Below are 14,961 nucleotides of genomic sequence, written 5' to 3'. Positions count from 1 at the left end.
TTGATTTTAGCCTTTCTTTTTTGACGACTTTTTGTTATATTATAATTGTGTTTTAATTAATTTTTAAGGAGGATACACTTAAAAGGGGTGAATCCTTAGAAAATTAGGGAGCGATAATTTAAAATTATCGCTCCCTAATTTTTTTGAAATTGTAATTGTTGGATAATTTAACTCTTAAATTGTTTTTTCGCCAATTTTTTATTGATTGCTGATTTTTAATTTGTCGACTAGTTTGATTTAAGACGGCAGCTATAAGAAATCCTAATCGTATATCAATTTGAGGAACAATTTGTAGCAAATAGCCCTCGTGACCATTTTTAAGATAAATATTATCCATAGACATGATTAAATGATGTTTGAAATCATGCACTAAATAATTATTAGCTACTAAATTACCAGAAATCAGCCAATGCAAAGTTGGGGCAATCATTAATTGATGGCGTGTATTATTTAGATGAATTAATTTAGTAATTTTTTGGTCATCCAGAATAATTTGATAGTTAGGCCAGATGCGCATATTGGTTTGGTAAATCTGACCAACAGTTTCTTGAGATGGAGTACTTAATTCATAATTAACTTTCCATCGAGGTTTTTGACGTAATAAAATATATTCTGTTTGTTGAAGTTGATTACTAACTTGAATGACTCCGGGGAGATTGGCCATATTGAATTGTAAATAATAGATCATCGTTAATTACTCACTTTGAGCTTGATTCAATTCAATAGCATGGTAAATTGCTTGGGCTACGCCGTTGTCATTATTACTGCTAGTTTGGTATTGCGCTAATTCTTTAATTGGTTCAATAGCATTAGCCATGGCGACACCAATTCCAGCAGCTTTGATCATGGATTCATCATTAAGGTTGTCGCCAATAGCCATGACTTGATCCATTTTCAGACCTAATTCATTTGCAAATTTGATTAAAGCAATGCCCTTTTGAGCTTGCTGATTGTTGATTTCAATATTATTGGGTGATGATGAAGTTACAATCAAATTGGGATTTTTATTGAGCTTATGTTGCAATTGTTGTAAAATTTCAGGCTGTTTATCACTAAAAACTAAAATTTTCATGACGTTGATCGTGGGATCACTTAAGACTTTATCAAAACTTTTCACATAATTTACATTCATTAATTCGCCTCTTGAGGTTGCTAGAGCGACAGCCTTTTTATACAATAAAGAAGGATTGAGTTTTTTTAGTAGATGAGCGGTATGTTGAATTTTTTGGATCCGACTGATTGAATAAATGCCTCGGTCCGTAATAATTTCAAAATATAATTCACTGTTCTTAACTAGGCTTAAGGCCTGCTCAACGTTTTGAGTATTAAGTGGAATTTTTACGACGGGTTCTTTTTGTTGATTATAAACTAAGGCACCGTTTAAAGTGATAAAATCAGGTTTGATCGTTAATTGACGTACTAACGGTTCAACCTCGCTGAGACCACGGCCGGTTGCTACGACAAATTGAATACCGGCTTGGTTAGCAGCTTTAATCGCAGCTATATTTTGTGAAGAAATAATGGATTGACTATTTAATAAAGTTCCGTCCATGTCTGATGCAATTAATTTAATGGCCATAAAGCAAAAAACCTCCTCGAATTATATTAAAATTTTAACATATTAGGTGGTATTAAATTGAAGCAATTAATAAAAAATGATTGGCAACAGGTTTTAGGCCCTGAATTTGACAAAGATTACTATCGCCGTTTACATCAATTTTTAAAACGAGAATATCAAGAACAAACGATTTATCCAGATATGTATCATATTTTTCAGGCTTTTGATTGGACTTCTTTTGCGAATACGAAAGTTGTCATTTTAGGTCAAGATCCTTATCATGGACCCAATCAGGCTCATGGTTTGAGTTTTTCGGTTTTACCGGGTAATAAGGTGCCGCCTTCTTTGCAAAATATTTATAAAGAATTGCAAGATGATCTGGGTTTTCCACCGGTTCAACATGGTTATTTAAAACGTTGGGCGGATCAAGGGGTATTATTACTGAATTCGGTTTTAACTGTGCGACGTGGGCAGGCTTATTCACACCAAGGAAAAGGTTGGGAACAACTGACCGATCAGGCTATTGCTGCTTTGTCCCAAAAAGGTGGTGTTGTATTTATTTTATGGGGTAAGGCTGCTAAGTCAAAGGCAACTTTAATTGATACTGATCAAAATACAATTATCAGTTCGACACATCCCAGTCCATTTTCGGCTAACTATGGTTTTTTTGGTTCGCGACCATTTTCAAAAACGAATCAGGCATTGAAGAATTATGGTGAAGCCCCAATTGATTGGCAATTGCCGGCAGAAGTGGAAGATAAATAGGAGGAAGAAAATGGAATTATTTGAGTCATTAAAGTCGAAAATCAATGGTCAAAATAAAAAAATTGTGTTCCCTGAGGCGACAGATGAACGAATTTTGCAGGCTGCAGTTCAGCTCGCTCAAGAACAACTTTTGCAACCGATTTTTTTAGGGCGCGAGAGTGAGATTGACGAGCAAGCTCAAAAATTAAATTTGGATATTTCGGGTATTGAAATTATTGATCCGGATAATTATGACGAATTTGAATCCATGGTAGAAGCTTTTGTTCAACGACGTAAAGGCAAGAATACCAAAGAGCAGGCTCAAACTATGTTACGTGACCCTAATTATTTTGGTACGATGTTGGTGTACATGGATCAAGCTGATGGGATGGTTTCGGGGGCAGTGCATCCGACTGGTGATACAGTGCGTCCTGCCTTACAAATCATCAAAGTGAAGCCAGGTTTGACTAGAACGAGTGGTGCTTTTATCATGCAAAAGGATGATCAACGTTACTTATTTGCTGATTGTGCAATTAATATTAATCCATCTGCACAGGAGTTATCTGAAATCGCTATCACATCGGCTCAAACAGCTAAGTTATTCGATATTGATCCTAAAGTGGCGTTACTCAGTTTTTCCACAAAGGGTTCTGCTAAAAGTGATGAGGTCACTAAAGTTGCACAAGCAGCAGAATTAGCGCAACAAGAGGCGCCTGAGTTAGCGATAGACGGTGAATTACAGTTTGATGCTGCTTTTGTACCGACCGTAGCTAAACAAAAAGCACCAGCTTCTAAAGTGGCTGGACAAGCTACAGTTTTTGTCTTCCCTGAGTTGCAGTCTGGTAATATTGGTTATAAGATTGCGCAGCGTTTCGGTGGTTTTGAAGCGATTGGTCCAATTTTGCAAGGTTTGAATAAGCCAATATCTGATCTATCCAGAGGTGCTAATGTCAAGGATGTTTATAAATTAGCAATTATTACGGCTGCCCAAGCACTTTAAACTAAAACGAGGTCATTCATGAAAATTTTGACAAAAAGTTATTTGGAAACTATCAATTTCGGGACACAATTAGCTCATTATTTACAAGCTGGTGATTTGATTTTATTAGATGGTGACTTGGGAGCTGGAAAAACTACATTGACACAAGGTGTTGCTCGTGGTTTGGGAATTAAGCGACCGGTTAAAAGCCCGACTTTTACTTTAATTCGTGAATATCAACAAGGAAAATATCCGTTGTATCATATGGACATGTACCGCTTAGAAAACTCATCTGCTGAAGAACTAGGTTTACAAGAATATTTTAATGGCGACGGTATTGTGATCATTGAATGGTCCCAATTTATTAAGGATCAATTACCAGACCATTATTTACGAATTCAAATTGTCAGATTGGATGACCAAAAACGTCAGTTACAGTTACAAGCTAATGGTCAGCATTATCAAGAATTGTTAACAAAATTTGATTAAAACCTTAAAAAATTCTTCTTCCATTTCTAGAGGAAGGATTTTTTATTGTCTTTATTAATTTTTTAATTTAATAAAACTTTGTAAGGGTTCATTACCAAATTGAAGTTCTGTTTTGATGAGAATTTGAGCACAAGCGATTGTGTCGTCTAAAGCATGATGATGATTGATTAGATTAACTTGCAGTGCATAGGAGACAGTGTTTAATTTATGATTAGGTAATTGAGGATAAAATTTACGAGAAGTTTGCAAAGTATCAATAACGTTATATGTGGGGGCAGCAATTTGATATTTAGCTAATGTTGAACGCAAAACACGTGTATCGAAACTAGCATTGTGAGCAGTGATTAAATGACGAGTGTCAAACAAAGATTGAATATGTGGCCAAATTTGGTCAAAAGTGGGAGCTGTGGCTACATCTTGTGGTCTGATATGGTGGATGGAAATATTTTTGCTATTAAAAGGTGCTTGTGGATTAATCAATGTATAAAAAGTATCTACAATTTGATCATTTTCTACTAGCGCAAGTGCCAAAGAACAAGCACTATCTGCTTGATAATTAGCGGTTTCAAAATCCATAGCCGTAAAGTTCATCTTAACTACCTCGATTTTTTCACTTATTTCTGAAATTCATTATATACTATAAAGGTATACCAAGTGAAACGGCTAGATTAGGAGACATTATGGTAAAATTACAGGCTCAAAGTAAATTTTTAAATGATTCAAAACTTAAAGATGCGTTATTAAGTACAAATGTTGAAATTAAATACAATGAACCGTTAAGTCATTATACTTTTACAAAAACTGGTGGACCAGCCGACTATTTGGCTTTTCCCACGAGTGAAGTACAATTACAGCAATTAATTGATTTAGCTAATGCATACGATTTGCCCGTCACGACTTTGGGAAATTCCAGTAATTTGATTATTAAAGATGGAGGTTTGCGTGGTTTAGTGATTATTTTACTGAAAATGAATACGATTAAAGTTGTTGATCAACAAATCATTGCACAGGCTGGTGCCAAATTAATTGACGTTACCAAAGTTGCTAGTAAAGCAGGGTTAAGTGGATTGGAGTTTGCCGCCGGAATTCCTGGTAGTGTTGGGGGCGCTGCTTTTATGAATGCGGGAGCTTACGGTGGTGAGGTAGCAGAAGTTATCACCGAGATTCAGGAAATTTTACCGCAAGGACAATTATTGACTGTTCAAGGATCTCAATTAGATTTTTCATATCGTCATAGTGTTGTTCAAGATAATCATGGCAGTGTTACGAAAGTTATTTTTAATTTACATCATGGTGATTCTGCCATAATCCAATCCAAGATGGACAAGTTAAATGCTTTGCGACAATCTAAGCAGCCTCTAGAGTATCCATCATGCGGGAGTGTGTTTAAGCGACCTACAGGGCACTTTACGGGTCCGCTAATTATTAAAGCCGGTTTACAAGGGAAAATTATTGGTGGTGCGCAAGTTTCGATGAAGCATGCTGGTTTTATTATTAATTTAGGGAATGCTACGGCTAGCGATTATTTGGCTTTGATTCATTTAATTCAGACAACTGTCCAGCAAAAATTTGGTGTTGCATTAGAAACTGAGGTGCGCATTATTGGCGAAGATCAATGATGAGGTGAAATTATGCAAAATTTAATTAGTCATTTTTTGACCTTGAATTCTTTGGTCAATCTTGTAGATATTTTATTTGTTTGGTTTTTAGTTTATAAACTTTTGATGATGATTCGAGGAACTAAGGCAATTCAATTATTGAAGGGCTTACTAATTATTTTAGTAATTAAGTTAGTCAGTTGGTTCTTTAACTTACGGACAGTTGCGTATCTAACGGACCAAATTTTTAACTGGTCTGTAATTGCAATTATTGTTATTTTTGCGCCAGAAATTCGTCGAGGTTTAGAAAAATTGGGTCGTTCACCGTTGTTTTTTTCAGTGCGTAACGAACAAAAAGATCTCAGTGATAATTTAATTATGGCTTTGGATAAGGCTATTCAGTATATGTCCAAGCGTCGGATTGGTGCCTTAATTACACTGAAAATGGATACCGGTTTGGAAGAATATATTGAAACAGGAATCAAGTTAGACGCTGATGTAACCGGTGAATTATTGATTAATATTTTTATTCCTAATACTCCTTTACATGATGGTGCGGTGATCATTGATAAAAATAAAATTGATGTGGCAGCAGCGTATTTGCCACTTTCTGAAAATAATGCAATTCCTAAAAATTTGGGAACGCGGCATCGAGCTGCGGTAGGTATTAGTGAAGTGACGGATGCATTAACGATTGTAGTGTCAGAAGAAACTGGTGGGGTAATGATTACCCATAAAAATCATATGATGTTGGATTTGAGTCAAGAAGACTATCTTAATTATTTACGAGCACAATTAGAGCCTGAAAATGACAAAAATAATTCCTTAATATCACGAATCTTTTCGCGTTACAAAAGGAGGGAGGATCAATGAAAAAATGGCGTAAATTTGTAAATTCTAAATATTTTTATTTGACTTTATCTTTTTTAATTGCGTTATGGATTTATTGGAGTGTTTCGTTGCCAAGTATTGGCAGTACCAGAAGTTCTACGAATAATAGTACGATGAATGCCAATGAGACCGCAACGGAGCAAGTTAAACTGCAGGTCAATTCAGATTCAGAAAATTATTTTATTACAGGTTATCCTAAACAAGTTAAAGTTAAATTAGAAGGACCTGCAGCTTTGTTGACCGCTACTAAAAATACGCATAATTTTACAGTTTACATTGATTTGCATAATTTGGGAGTAGGACATCATCGTGTTTTAGTACGCCAAAATGGTTTGAATCATGATTTAAAATACTCAATCAAACCTCGTTATGTTGATGTGGATATTGAACCTAAAGCACAGCGTGTTTTCCCTGTACAAGCAGAATATGATTCTAAAAATGTTGACAGTGGTTATATTGCCGGTGATGCTAGCGTTAGCCCACAGGTTGTTCAGGTAGTTGGCGCTAGAAGTGAGGTTCAACGGATTAGTCAAGTGGTAGCACGGGCTACTCTGCCAAAAAATACTTCGAGTAATTTTCATCAGGAAGTACTATTACAGGCTCTAGATGTGCAAGGTCGGACTCTATCAGTGGTTATTAATCCCCAAACAGCTCGTGTTAAAGTATCAGTCACAGTTCCTAGTAAAAAAGTCGCAATTAAGCTTATTCCCAAAAATAACAACTACAATAAAAATTATAATTTGATTTCGGACGTAAAGACGGTGCGAATTTATGCACGTAAAAAAGTTTTGAATCAAATTAATGAATTAGAAATTCCAGTAGATGTTTCGAAACTTGACAATAAAGATTCAAAAGTGGTAACAATTAATCAGACAAAATTTGATATTATAGATTCTAGTCCACGAACGATAAAAGTTTATTTAAAGTCTGATAGTGATCAGTCGGTTAGTGATTAGAATACGAGGAGAAAAATGGTTAAATATTTTGGTACCGATGGTGTGCGGGGCATTGCGAATAAAGAATTGACCCCAGAATTGGCTTTTAAATTAGGACGTGCTGGTGGGTATGTTTTATCACAGCAAAAAGATAGTGATGAAGAGCGGGCGGTGGTTTTGGTTGCTCGTGATACACGTAAATCTGGACAAATGTTAGAAACAGCTTTGATTTCAGGATTGCTGTCTGTTGGAATTGAAGTTTTAAATTTGGGTGTCATTACCACGCCGGCAGTTGCTTATTTAGTTAAAGTTCAGGATGCTGATGCAGGTATTATGATTTCTGCTTCCCATAATCCGGCTAGTGATAATGGGATTAAATTTTTTGGTTCCGATGGCTATAAGCTCAAAGATGCCACTGAAGAAGAAATTGAACATTTTTTGGATCAAGAAGTAGATACTTTACCTCGTCCTTCTGCAGGTGGAATCGGTATTTTAGAAGATTACAAAGAAGGTTCCTTGAAGTACTTAGAGTTTTTGAAACAAAGTGTTTCAGAGGATTTATCAGGGATTAAGGCTGTTTTAGATGGAGCCAACGGTTCAACAAGTAATTTGTTAAGTAAACTATTCGCGGATTTAAACGTTGATTTTACGGCAATCTCTACTAATCCGGATGGTGTTAATATTAACAGTGGCGTTGGTTCGACGCATCCTGAAAAGTTGGCTCGTGAAGTTGTTAAGCAAGGTGCTCAGATTGGCTTAGCGTTTGATGGTGACGCCGATCGGTGTATTGCAGTTGATGAAAAAGGTAACATTGTAGATGGCGATAAAATCATGTTTATATTGGGCAATTATTTCAAAGCGCATGGTCGTTTGAAAAAGGATACAATCGTTACCACCGTTATGAGTAATTTAGGCTTGTATAAAGCAATTGAGGCTAACGGAATGAAATCAGTGCAGACTGATGTTGGTGACCGTAATGTAGCTGCAGAGATTGTTCAAAATGGTTATAACTTAGGTGGTGAACAATCAGGTCATATCATTATTTTTGATATTCATAATACTGGTGATGGGATGTTGACTGGCATTCAATTGTTAAATGTTATGAAGCAAACTGGTAAATCATTGTCAGAGTTAGCTGCGCCTGTTAAAACATATCCGCAGGTTTTAATTAACGTTCAGGTTAAGGATAAGAATAATTGGCAAGATTATCCTAATATCCAGACTGCAATTGATACAGTTGAAAAAGAGATGAACGGTGATGGTCGTGTTTTGGTACGACCTAGCGGTACAGAAGCACTTTTACGTGTCATGGTTGAGGCTGCGACTAAAGAAGAAGCGCAACGTTTTGGCAAACAAATCGCTCAAGTAGTTCAAGATGAGATGGGACTAGATTAAGATTTAGTTGTATATTTAAGTTTCTCCGATGGTTGAAAATAATGTCAACTATTGGAGTTTTTTGTGGTCCCAATTAAGGTTCATATAATTGTAAATTTAGTTTTTTATACAACATTTAGTATATTAAACAAAATTCATACACTATATGTTGTTATATATATGCTATGATGGATAATGTGTTTAGAGGAGGACAATATGATGATAGTTTTGAGCGGTATGATTGGTGCTGGAAAAAGTAGTTTGGCAACGCTAGTTTCTGAACATTTAGGAACCAAAGCTTTTTACGAGCAGGTGGACGATAATCCAGTCTTGCCTTTGTTTTATGCAGATCCTAAAAAATATGCTTTTTTATTGCAAATTTATTTTCTGAATAAACGTTTTGCATCGATTAAACAAGCTTTGGCTGATGATAATAATGTTTTGGACCGTTCAATTTATGAGGATTCTTTATTTTTCCATATCAATGCTGATATGGGACGAGCTACAGATCAAGAAGTAAAAGTTTATGACGAATTATTAGACAATATGATGGAAGAGTTGCCTTACGCTGCACATAAAAAAGCACCTGATTTACTAGTACATTTGGATGTTTCCTACGATAAAATGTTGGAGCATATTCAAAAACGTGGTCGTTCGTATGAATTGCCTGAAAATGATCCTTCGCTGATTGATTATTATCATAATTTATTGGGACGTTATGACCAGTGGTATGCTGACTATCACTATAGTCCTAAAATGAAAATTAGCTGTGATGAGTATGATTTTGTAGAAAATGAACATGATCGAGCAAAAGTTCTGAAGTTGATTGATGAGAAGTTAAAAGAACGTGGGACGTTATAATTAATGTGGGTCAGTAAATATTAAACAATGTGTTCAAATAAAACGGTGAGTACGCTATGAATTTCAACAATGTTACCATTTTGAAAAATTCATATGAAGTCATCGTTTTTTTATTTGGTATAAATGGGCTTTGTGGATTTATTTTGATATAATTAAATATATTAACCAAATTCAAGGGAGCACTGATGAATGAATATTGGGATATTTACGGATACTTATTTTCCACAAGTCAGTGGCGTAGCAACTTCGATTCAAACTTTAAAAAATGACTTAGAACAAAAAGGGAACACTGTCTATATTTTTACGACAACGGATCCGCATGTAGATAAAAATACAATTGAGCCAAATATTTTTCGGTTGGGAAGTGTGCCCTTTATTTCCTTTACAGATCGTCGCATTGCTTATCGAGGTATGTTTCATGCTCTGAAATTGGCTAAAGAGTTAAATTTAGACATTGTGCATACACAAACAGAATTTTCGTTAGGTTTAATTGGTAAATTTGTAGCTCATAGTTTAAAAATTCCTTGTGTGCATACGTATCACACGATGTATGAAGATTATTTACATTATGTTTTAAATGGTCATCTGTTAAAGCCGTATCATGTTAAGCAAATGTCTAAATTATTTATTTCAGGAATGTCTGGTGTGATCGCTCCTAGTCAAAAGGTTTACGATACTTTAAGTCGTTATGGCATTAAAACACCGATGACAATTATTCCTACGGGCGTTGATCTTTCAAATTTTACTCAAAAGATTGATACTACAACTTTAGAAAAACAATTACATTTAACTAATTGCCAGCCTATTTTGTTGACGTTAAGTCGAATTGCTAATGAGAAAAAAATTGAATTATTATTGCAACAATTACCCAATTTAATTTCACATTATCCTGATATAATGTTACTTATCGTTGGTGGTGGGCCTGATATGGATGATTTGCTTGTGCAAGTCGATCGGTTACGGATTCAAGAGCATGTCAAATTTGTTGGTGAAGTTGATCATGATCATGTTGCACCATACTATCATTTAGCGGATTTATTTGTTTCAGCCAGTGATACAGAATCTCAGGGCCTGACTTTTATTGAAGCATTAGCTTCTGGTTTGAAATGTGTGGTGCGGTCTAGTCCTTATACTGATCAATTATTGAATGATCCAGCCTTGGGAGTAACTTATCAGGATCCTAAGCAATTGGCATATTTGGTGATACAGTATATTGATCATCCTAATTTATTCGATGATCCTAAACCACGCAAACAAAAATTATATGAAATTTCAGCAGATTTATTTGGTGATCAAGTGTTGGAATTTTATCAAAATTCTTATAAATATTTTTTACGTAAAAAATTAGCTAATGAACCGCTGAAGGATGGTCAATATTATGATGACTAATATAACGATGTTTTCTTCGTCACAAAAGGTTGCCGGTCAAGGGGTGGGTAGTGCGTATAGTGAGTTACTCCGTTTGATGAAAACTTATTTGCGTAATGATTTTAAAATTCGAGTCAACGATTATCAACATCCTAGTGATATCAGTCATTACCACACAATTGATCCGCAATTTTATCTTTCAACATTTTTTAAAAAGCGTGGTCGCAAAATTGGTTATGTCCATTTTTTACCTGAAACGCTGGATGGAAGTTTGAAAATTCCGAGTTTTGCTAAGGGTGCGGTTGCCAAGTATGTGATTTCGTTTTATAAGCGGATGGATCAGTTGGTCGTCGTGAATCCTAGTTTTATTCCTAAATTAGAAAAAGCTGGGATTGATCCTCAAAAAGTTAAATATATTCCCAATTTTGTTTCCAAGCTGGAATTTTATCGTTTTTCAGAAGCCAAACGTCGACAAGTACGTTCCCGTTTACAGATTCAATCGGAAGATTTTGTGATTTTTGGTGATGGTCAGGTTCAAAAGCGTAAGGGAATTGATGATTTTTACCGTTTAGCGTTAGAAAATCCCCAATTTAAGTTTATTTGGGCTGGTGGTTTTTCCTTTGGTCAGATGACTGATGGCTATGATCGTTATAAAAAGATGATTGAACGAGCACCCAAGAATTTATTGTTTACGGATATCATCCCACGTGCAGAATTGAATGATTATTTAAATGCTGCGGATCTTTTTTTGTTACCTTCATACGATGAATTGTTTCCTATGTCAGTATTGGAAGCATTTAATACAGGAACGCCGGTCTTGTTACGTGATTTGGATCTCTATCATTCAATTATTGAAGGGGATTATTTGCCTGCACAAAATTATGAACAAATGAATCGAGCAATTCAAAGGTTGAGTCAGGACTCACAATGTTTATCAGAATTGGCACAGAAATCTTTGAAAGCAGCACATTATTATTCAGAAGAGCATCTCAGTACGATTTGGCGTGATTTTTATGACGAACAGGCTCGTTTAGTGGGAGTTAAACATGAGTCGTAAGAATTTTGCTGCGACATTGATAATGTTAGTTGTTGGTTGCGGAGTTTTTTGGCTTGAAATTCGAAAAACTAATTTTCAAATTTTAATTCATCAGGCAATCACTTTAAATTGGTGGTGGCTTTTTGTGGCTTTTTTGTCAATGTTTCTTTCTTTTTTCTTCGAGGCACTGGTTTTAAAAGTCCTATTACGCAATCGCGACGACGAATTGCATCATTGGTGGAATATTATACGGATTCCTTGGATTCAGGCATTATTTAATGCAATCACACCTTTTTCGTCAGGCGGTCAACCTGCACAGATTGTTGCTCTAGTTCAATCTGGTGTTGAAGTTGGACGTGGAAGTTCAGTTTTGCTAATGAAATTTGTTATCTATCAAACAATTGTATTAATTAATTTTATTATTGCCATGGTTTTTCAATTTGAGCGTATTGCGCAACATTTTAGTGGTTTAGCGATATTAATTATCGGTGGTTTTTTGATTCATATTTTTACAATTGGTATATTATTAATGGTGATGTTTTATTATCGATTAACACGTAAATTAGCAATTGGCATTATGAAGATAATTGGTTTAGTTGTTAGTTCGAAAAAAAAAGAACGTTGGACTAAAAATGTTCTGGACAAAATAGATAATTTTTATCAAGAAAGTTTAGTTTTAAAACAAGAAAAAACAAAGGTGTTTAAGGCATCTGTATTAACGTTTTTTCAACTGTTGTTTTACTATTTAGTTGTTTATTTCACACTTTTGGCTTTGCATGTTGATCATGTTAATATAGTGGAAGTTTTGATAATGCAAATTATGATTGTGATGATTACCTCTATTTTTCCTATTCCTGGAGGCACTGGTGGTGCTGAATATAGTTTTAAAGCTTTATTTTCACAGTATGTCAGTGTACCTAGTACCTTGATTTTAGGTATGTTTATTTGGCGTTTTATCACTTACTATTTAGGCATGTTTTTAGGTATTATTGCAGTAGCATTTAAACCAATTAATGAACGGACTCAATCTAGAGTCCGTGGAGGAAAAATTAATAATGAAGAACCTTTTTAAACGGATACACCAGTCAGTAAATACCAAACTGGGATTTTTTATGCTGACAGTTATTTTATGTTGGATTAAAACGTATTTGATTTGTTTGACTAAATTTAATTTGGGTATAAAAAGTGTGATGCAAGCTTTCTTGCTGTTTTTAAATCCAATTCCTACGACAATTTTATTGTTGGGGATCTCTCTTTATATGAAGGGGCGTAAGTCATATATTTATATGATGATTATTGACGCCATTACTTCCACATGGTTATTTGCAAATATTCTTTATTATCGTGAATTTTCTGATTTTTTGACACTAACTCTTATTAAGGGATCAAGTTCGGCATCTAATAATTTGGGAACGAGTATTTTAGGGATTATATTGCCTACTGATTTCTTGGCTTTTTCTGATGTGGCTATTTTGATTATTTTATTGATCATTAAATTTATTAAACTTGATAAAACTAAGCTTAATTTTAAAATTCCGTTAACTATTACCGGAATTGCAGTTGTGAGTTTTGGAATTAATTTAACTTTGGCTCAACAAGATCGCTCTGGTTTATTGACAAGAACTTTTGATAACAATTATATTGTTAAATATTTAGGCTTAAATGCCTATTCTGTTTATGATACAATTAAGGCTGCTAAAACTAGTGCTGTAAAAGCTAACGCTGATAGTTCAGACATGAAGACAGTCAAAAAGTATATTAATAATAACTACGTTGCGCCTAATGTTCAGTATACGGGGGTGGCTAAAGGTAAAAATGTTTTTGTGATTCATTTGGAAAGTTTTCAACAATTTCTCATTGACTTTAAATGGGACGGACAAGAAGTTACTCCTAATTTGAATAAGATTTATCATGAACAAAATACCTTAAGTTTCGATAATTTCTTTAATCAAGTGGGTCAAGGTAAAACTGCCGATGCTGAAATGATGATGGAAAATTCTTTATTTGGGTTGCCAGAAGGTGCCGCAATGGTAACCGATGGAACGTCTAACACATTTCAGGCGGCACCAGCAATTTTAGATCAACATGGATACACAACTGCTTCATTTCACGGGGATGTTCCTAGTTTTTGGAATCGTGATAACACGTACAAATCTTGGGGATATGATTATTTCTTCAGCTCTAATTACTATAAACAAAAGAAAAGTTACAATATTGGTTACGGTATGAAAGATAAAATTTTTATGAAAGATACTGCCAATTATATTCAAAAATTACCCCAACCTTTTTATTCTAAGATTATTACCGTTACGAACCATTATCCTTATTTGTTGGATAAGAAAAACCAATCTATCGCTAAAACTGATACCGGTGATAGTACGGTTGATGGTTATGTTCAAACTGCGCATTATTTGGATCAGTCCGTTGGCGAATTTATGAATTGGTTGAAGGCCACAGGTTTAGATAAAAACAGTATGGTAGTCTTTTATGGCGATCATTATGGAATTTCGGGTAATCATAAGAAAGCCGTTGCAAAATTGTTGGGTAAAAAGAAATTTAATGATTTTGATAACGCACAATTCCAACGAGTACCGTTTATGATTCATATGAAGGGTATCCAAGGCGGAATTAATCACACTTATGGTGGCGAAATTGATGCTCTGCCAACCATTTTGAATTTGTTAGGGGTTAATAATAAAGATAATATTCAATTTGGCTCTGATTTACTGGCACCTAATCATCCTCAATTAGTTGCATTTAGGGATGGTGATTTTGTATCTCCAGAATTTACTAAGGTCAATGGGGCTTATTATTATACTAAAAATGGAACACCTGCTAAAAATTTATCTAAGGATCAGCATTCAAGACTAGAGACAATGTCTAATCAGGTAGCAACCGAATTGTCCTTATCTGATAAAATTATAACTGGTGATTTATTACGGTTTTATAATCCTAAGGGATTTCAGAAAGTTAATAAGAAAGATTATAATTATTCAAAGAGTAAGTCTTTGCAAAAGTTAAAAGATCAAGATAAAAAAGATCAAACAAGTTTAGAATTTAAAAATAATAATAAATCTTTATTGAATTTATACGATACTGATGCTCCAGAATTACAGAACTGATTGGTG

The 14,961-nt window shown here is 34.7% G+C and carries 15 protein-coding genes; 12 read left to right on the top strand and 3 right to left on the bottom strand.

Features of this window, described 5'->3' with window-relative positions:
- Positions 1 to 124: 124 nt before the first annotated feature.
- Positions 125 to 688 (bottom strand): LURP-one-related/scramblase family protein, encoded by a 564-nt coding sequence (locus MOO45_RS05485; RefSeq protein ID WP_249513927.1) that lies wholly within the window; start codon positions 686 to 688, stop codon positions 125 to 127.
- Positions 689 to 694: 6 nt separating this feature from the next.
- Positions 695 to 1,579 carry a Cof-type HAD-IIB family hydrolase gene (locus MOO45_RS05480; protein ID WP_249513926.1) on the bottom strand — a complete coding sequence of 295 codons (885 nt, stop codon included), beginning with the start codon at positions 1,577 to 1,579 and terminating at the stop codon, positions 695 to 697.
- A 57-nt stretch (positions 1,580 to 1,636) separates the two neighbouring features.
- Between MOO45_RS05480 and MOO45_RS05475 the strand changes: the two genes are divergently transcribed.
- The 3 genes from MOO45_RS05475 to tsaE are packed head-to-tail and all read left to right on the top strand — an operon-like array spanning position 1,637 to position 3,770.
- On the top strand, positions 1,637 to 2,323 hold the full coding sequence (locus MOO45_RS05475) for a uracil-DNA glycosylase (protein ID WP_249513925.1): 687 nt from the start codon (positions 1,637 to 1,639) through the stop codon (positions 2,321 to 2,323).
- Positions 2,324 to 2,333: 10 nt separating this feature from the next.
- Positions 2,334 to 3,302, top strand: a complete 969-nt coding sequence (gene pta / locus MOO45_RS05470) for a phosphate acetyltransferase (RefSeq protein WP_249513924.1) — start codon at positions 2,334 to 2,336, stop codon at positions 3,300 to 3,302.
- Positions 3,303 to 3,320: 18 nt separating this feature from the next.
- Entirely contained in the window at positions 3,321 to 3,770 is a 450-nt protein-coding gene (gene tsaE / locus MOO45_RS05465; RefSeq protein ID WP_249513923.1) for a tRNA (adenosine(37)-N6)-threonylcarbamoyltransferase complex ATPase subunit type 1 TsaE, read from the top strand.
- Positions 3,771 to 3,824: 54 nt separating this feature from the next.
- Here tsaE and MOO45_RS05460 read toward each other — a convergent pair whose 3' ends face one another.
- Entirely contained in the window at positions 3,825 to 4,361 is a 537-nt protein-coding gene (locus MOO45_RS05460) for a 3'-5' exonuclease (RefSeq protein WP_249513922.1), read from the bottom strand.
- Positions 4,362 to 4,450: 89 nt separating this feature from the next.
- On the opposite strand from MOO45_RS05460, the gene murB reads away from it, so the two are divergent.
- The 9 genes from murB to MOO45_RS05415 all read left to right on the top strand — a co-directional run bounded on the left by murB (position 4,451) and on the right by MOO45_RS05415 (position 14,955).
- Positions 4,451 to 5,389, top strand: a complete 939-nt coding sequence (gene murB, locus MOO45_RS05455) for a UDP-N-acetylmuramate dehydrogenase (RefSeq protein WP_317619026.1) — start codon at positions 4,451 to 4,453, stop codon at positions 5,387 to 5,389.
- Positions 5,390 to 5,401: 12 nt separating this feature from the next.
- A complete protein-coding gene (gene cdaA, locus MOO45_RS05450) occupies positions 5,402 to 6,241 on the top strand; it encodes a diadenylate cyclase CdaA (RefSeq protein ID WP_249513921.1) in 840 nt (279 codons plus the stop codon).
- On the top strand, positions 6,238 to 7,215 hold the full coding sequence (locus MOO45_RS05445; protein ID WP_249513920.1) for a CdaR family protein: 978 nt from the start codon (positions 6,238 to 6,240) through the stop codon (positions 7,213 to 7,215). Before cdaA ends, MOO45_RS05445 begins: the two co-directional genes overlap by 4 nt.
- Before the next feature lie 15 nt (positions 7,216 to 7,230).
- Positions 7,231 to 8,589, top strand: coding sequence for a phosphoglucosamine mutase (gene glmM / locus MOO45_RS05440; RefSeq protein ID WP_249513919.1), 1,359 nt, complete (start codon positions 7,231 to 7,233; stop codon positions 8,587 to 8,589).
- A gap of 198 nt (positions 8,590 to 8,787) precedes the next feature.
- Positions 8,788 to 9,429, top strand: a complete 642-nt coding sequence (locus MOO45_RS05435) for a deoxynucleoside kinase (RefSeq protein WP_249515174.1) — start codon at positions 8,788 to 8,790, stop codon at positions 9,427 to 9,429.
- A 189-nt stretch (positions 9,430 to 9,618) separates the two neighbouring features.
- The gene (locus MOO45_RS05430) at positions 9,619 to 10,818 is read left to right on the top strand and encodes a glycosyltransferase (protein WP_249513918.1); all 1,200 of its coding nucleotides are present in this window, start codon (positions 9,619 to 9,621) and stop codon (positions 10,816 to 10,818) included.
- Positions 10,811 to 11,854 carry a glycosyltransferase family 4 protein gene (locus MOO45_RS05425; protein ID WP_249515173.1) on the top strand — a complete coding sequence of 348 codons (1,044 nt, stop codon included), beginning with the start codon at positions 10,811 to 10,813 and terminating at the stop codon, positions 11,852 to 11,854. The genes MOO45_RS05430 and MOO45_RS05425 overlap by 8 nt, the downstream gene beginning before the upstream one ends.
- Positions 11,844 to 12,905 carry a lysylphosphatidylglycerol synthase transmembrane domain-containing protein gene (locus MOO45_RS05420; RefSeq protein WP_249513917.1) on the top strand — a complete coding sequence of 354 codons (1,062 nt, stop codon included), beginning with the start codon at positions 11,844 to 11,846 and terminating at the stop codon, positions 12,903 to 12,905. Before MOO45_RS05425 ends, MOO45_RS05420 begins: the two co-directional genes overlap by 11 nt.
- Complete coding sequence (locus MOO45_RS05415; protein WP_249513916.1) at positions 12,889 to 14,955, top strand: LTA synthase family protein; 2,067 nt, start codon at positions 12,889 to 12,891, stop codon at positions 14,953 to 14,955. Before MOO45_RS05420 ends, MOO45_RS05415 begins: the two co-directional genes overlap by 17 nt.
- Positions 14,956 to 14,961: the final 6 nt, after the last annotated feature.

The sequence above is a fragment of the Bombilactobacillus folatiphilus genome (assembly GCF_023380265.1).
In the GTDB taxonomy this organism is placed as follows: Bacteria; Bacillota; Bacilli; order Lactobacillales; family Lactobacillaceae; genus Bombilactobacillus; species Bombilactobacillus folatiphilus.
The sequence above is the reverse complement of the archived record's forward strand: the minus strand, read 5'-3'. Positions and strand labels throughout refer to the sequence as shown.

Excerpts from the sequence above, each read along its gene's own strand:
- MOO45_RS05485 (WP_249513927.1), bottom strand. The coding sequence starts at position 688 with ATGATCTATTATTTACAATTCAATATGGCCAATCTCCCCGGAGTCATT.
- MOO45_RS05480 (WP_249513926.1), bottom strand. The coding sequence starts at position 1,579 with ATGGCCATTAAATTAATTGCATCAGACATGGACGGAACTTTATTAAAT.
- pta (WP_249513924.1), top strand. The coding sequence starts at position 2,334 with ATGGAATTATTTGAGTCATTAAAGTCGAAAATCAATGGTCAAAATAAA.
- tsaE (WP_249513923.1), top strand. The coding sequence starts at position 3,321 with ATGAAAATTTTGACAAAAAGTTATTTGGAAACTATCAATTTCGGGACA.
- MOO45_RS05460 (WP_249513922.1), bottom strand. The coding sequence starts at position 4,361 with ATGAACTTTACGGCTATGGATTTTGAAACCGCTAATTATCAAGCAGAT.
- murB (WP_317619026.1), top strand. The coding sequence starts at position 4,451 with ATGGTAAAATTACAGGCTCAAAGTAAATTTTTAAATGATTCAAAACTT.
- cdaA (WP_249513921.1), top strand. The coding sequence starts at position 5,402 with ATGCAAAATTTAATTAGTCATTTTTTGACCTTGAATTCTTTGGTCAAT.
- MOO45_RS05445 (WP_249513920.1), top strand. The coding sequence starts at position 6,238 with ATGAAAAAATGGCGTAAATTTGTAAATTCTAAATATTTTTATTTGACT.
- glmM (WP_249513919.1), top strand. The coding sequence starts at position 7,231 with ATGGTTAAATATTTTGGTACCGATGGTGTGCGGGGCATTGCGAATAAA.
- MOO45_RS05435 (WP_249515174.1), top strand. The coding sequence starts at position 8,788 with ATGATAGTTTTGAGCGGTATGATTGGTGCTGGAAAAAGTAGTTTGGCA.
- MOO45_RS05430 (WP_249513918.1), top strand. The coding sequence starts at position 9,619 with ATGAATATTGGGATATTTACGGATACTTATTTTCCACAAGTCAGTGGC.
- MOO45_RS05425 (WP_249515173.1), top strand. The coding sequence starts at position 10,811 with ATGACTAATATAACGATGTTTTCTTCGTCACAAAAGGTTGCCGGTCAA.
- MOO45_RS05420 (WP_249513917.1), top strand. The coding sequence starts at position 11,844 with ATGAGTCGTAAGAATTTTGCTGCGACATTGATAATGTTAGTTGTTGGT.
- MOO45_RS05415 (WP_249513916.1), top strand. The coding sequence starts at position 12,889 with ATGAAGAACCTTTTTAAACGGATACACCAGTCAGTAAATACCAAACTG.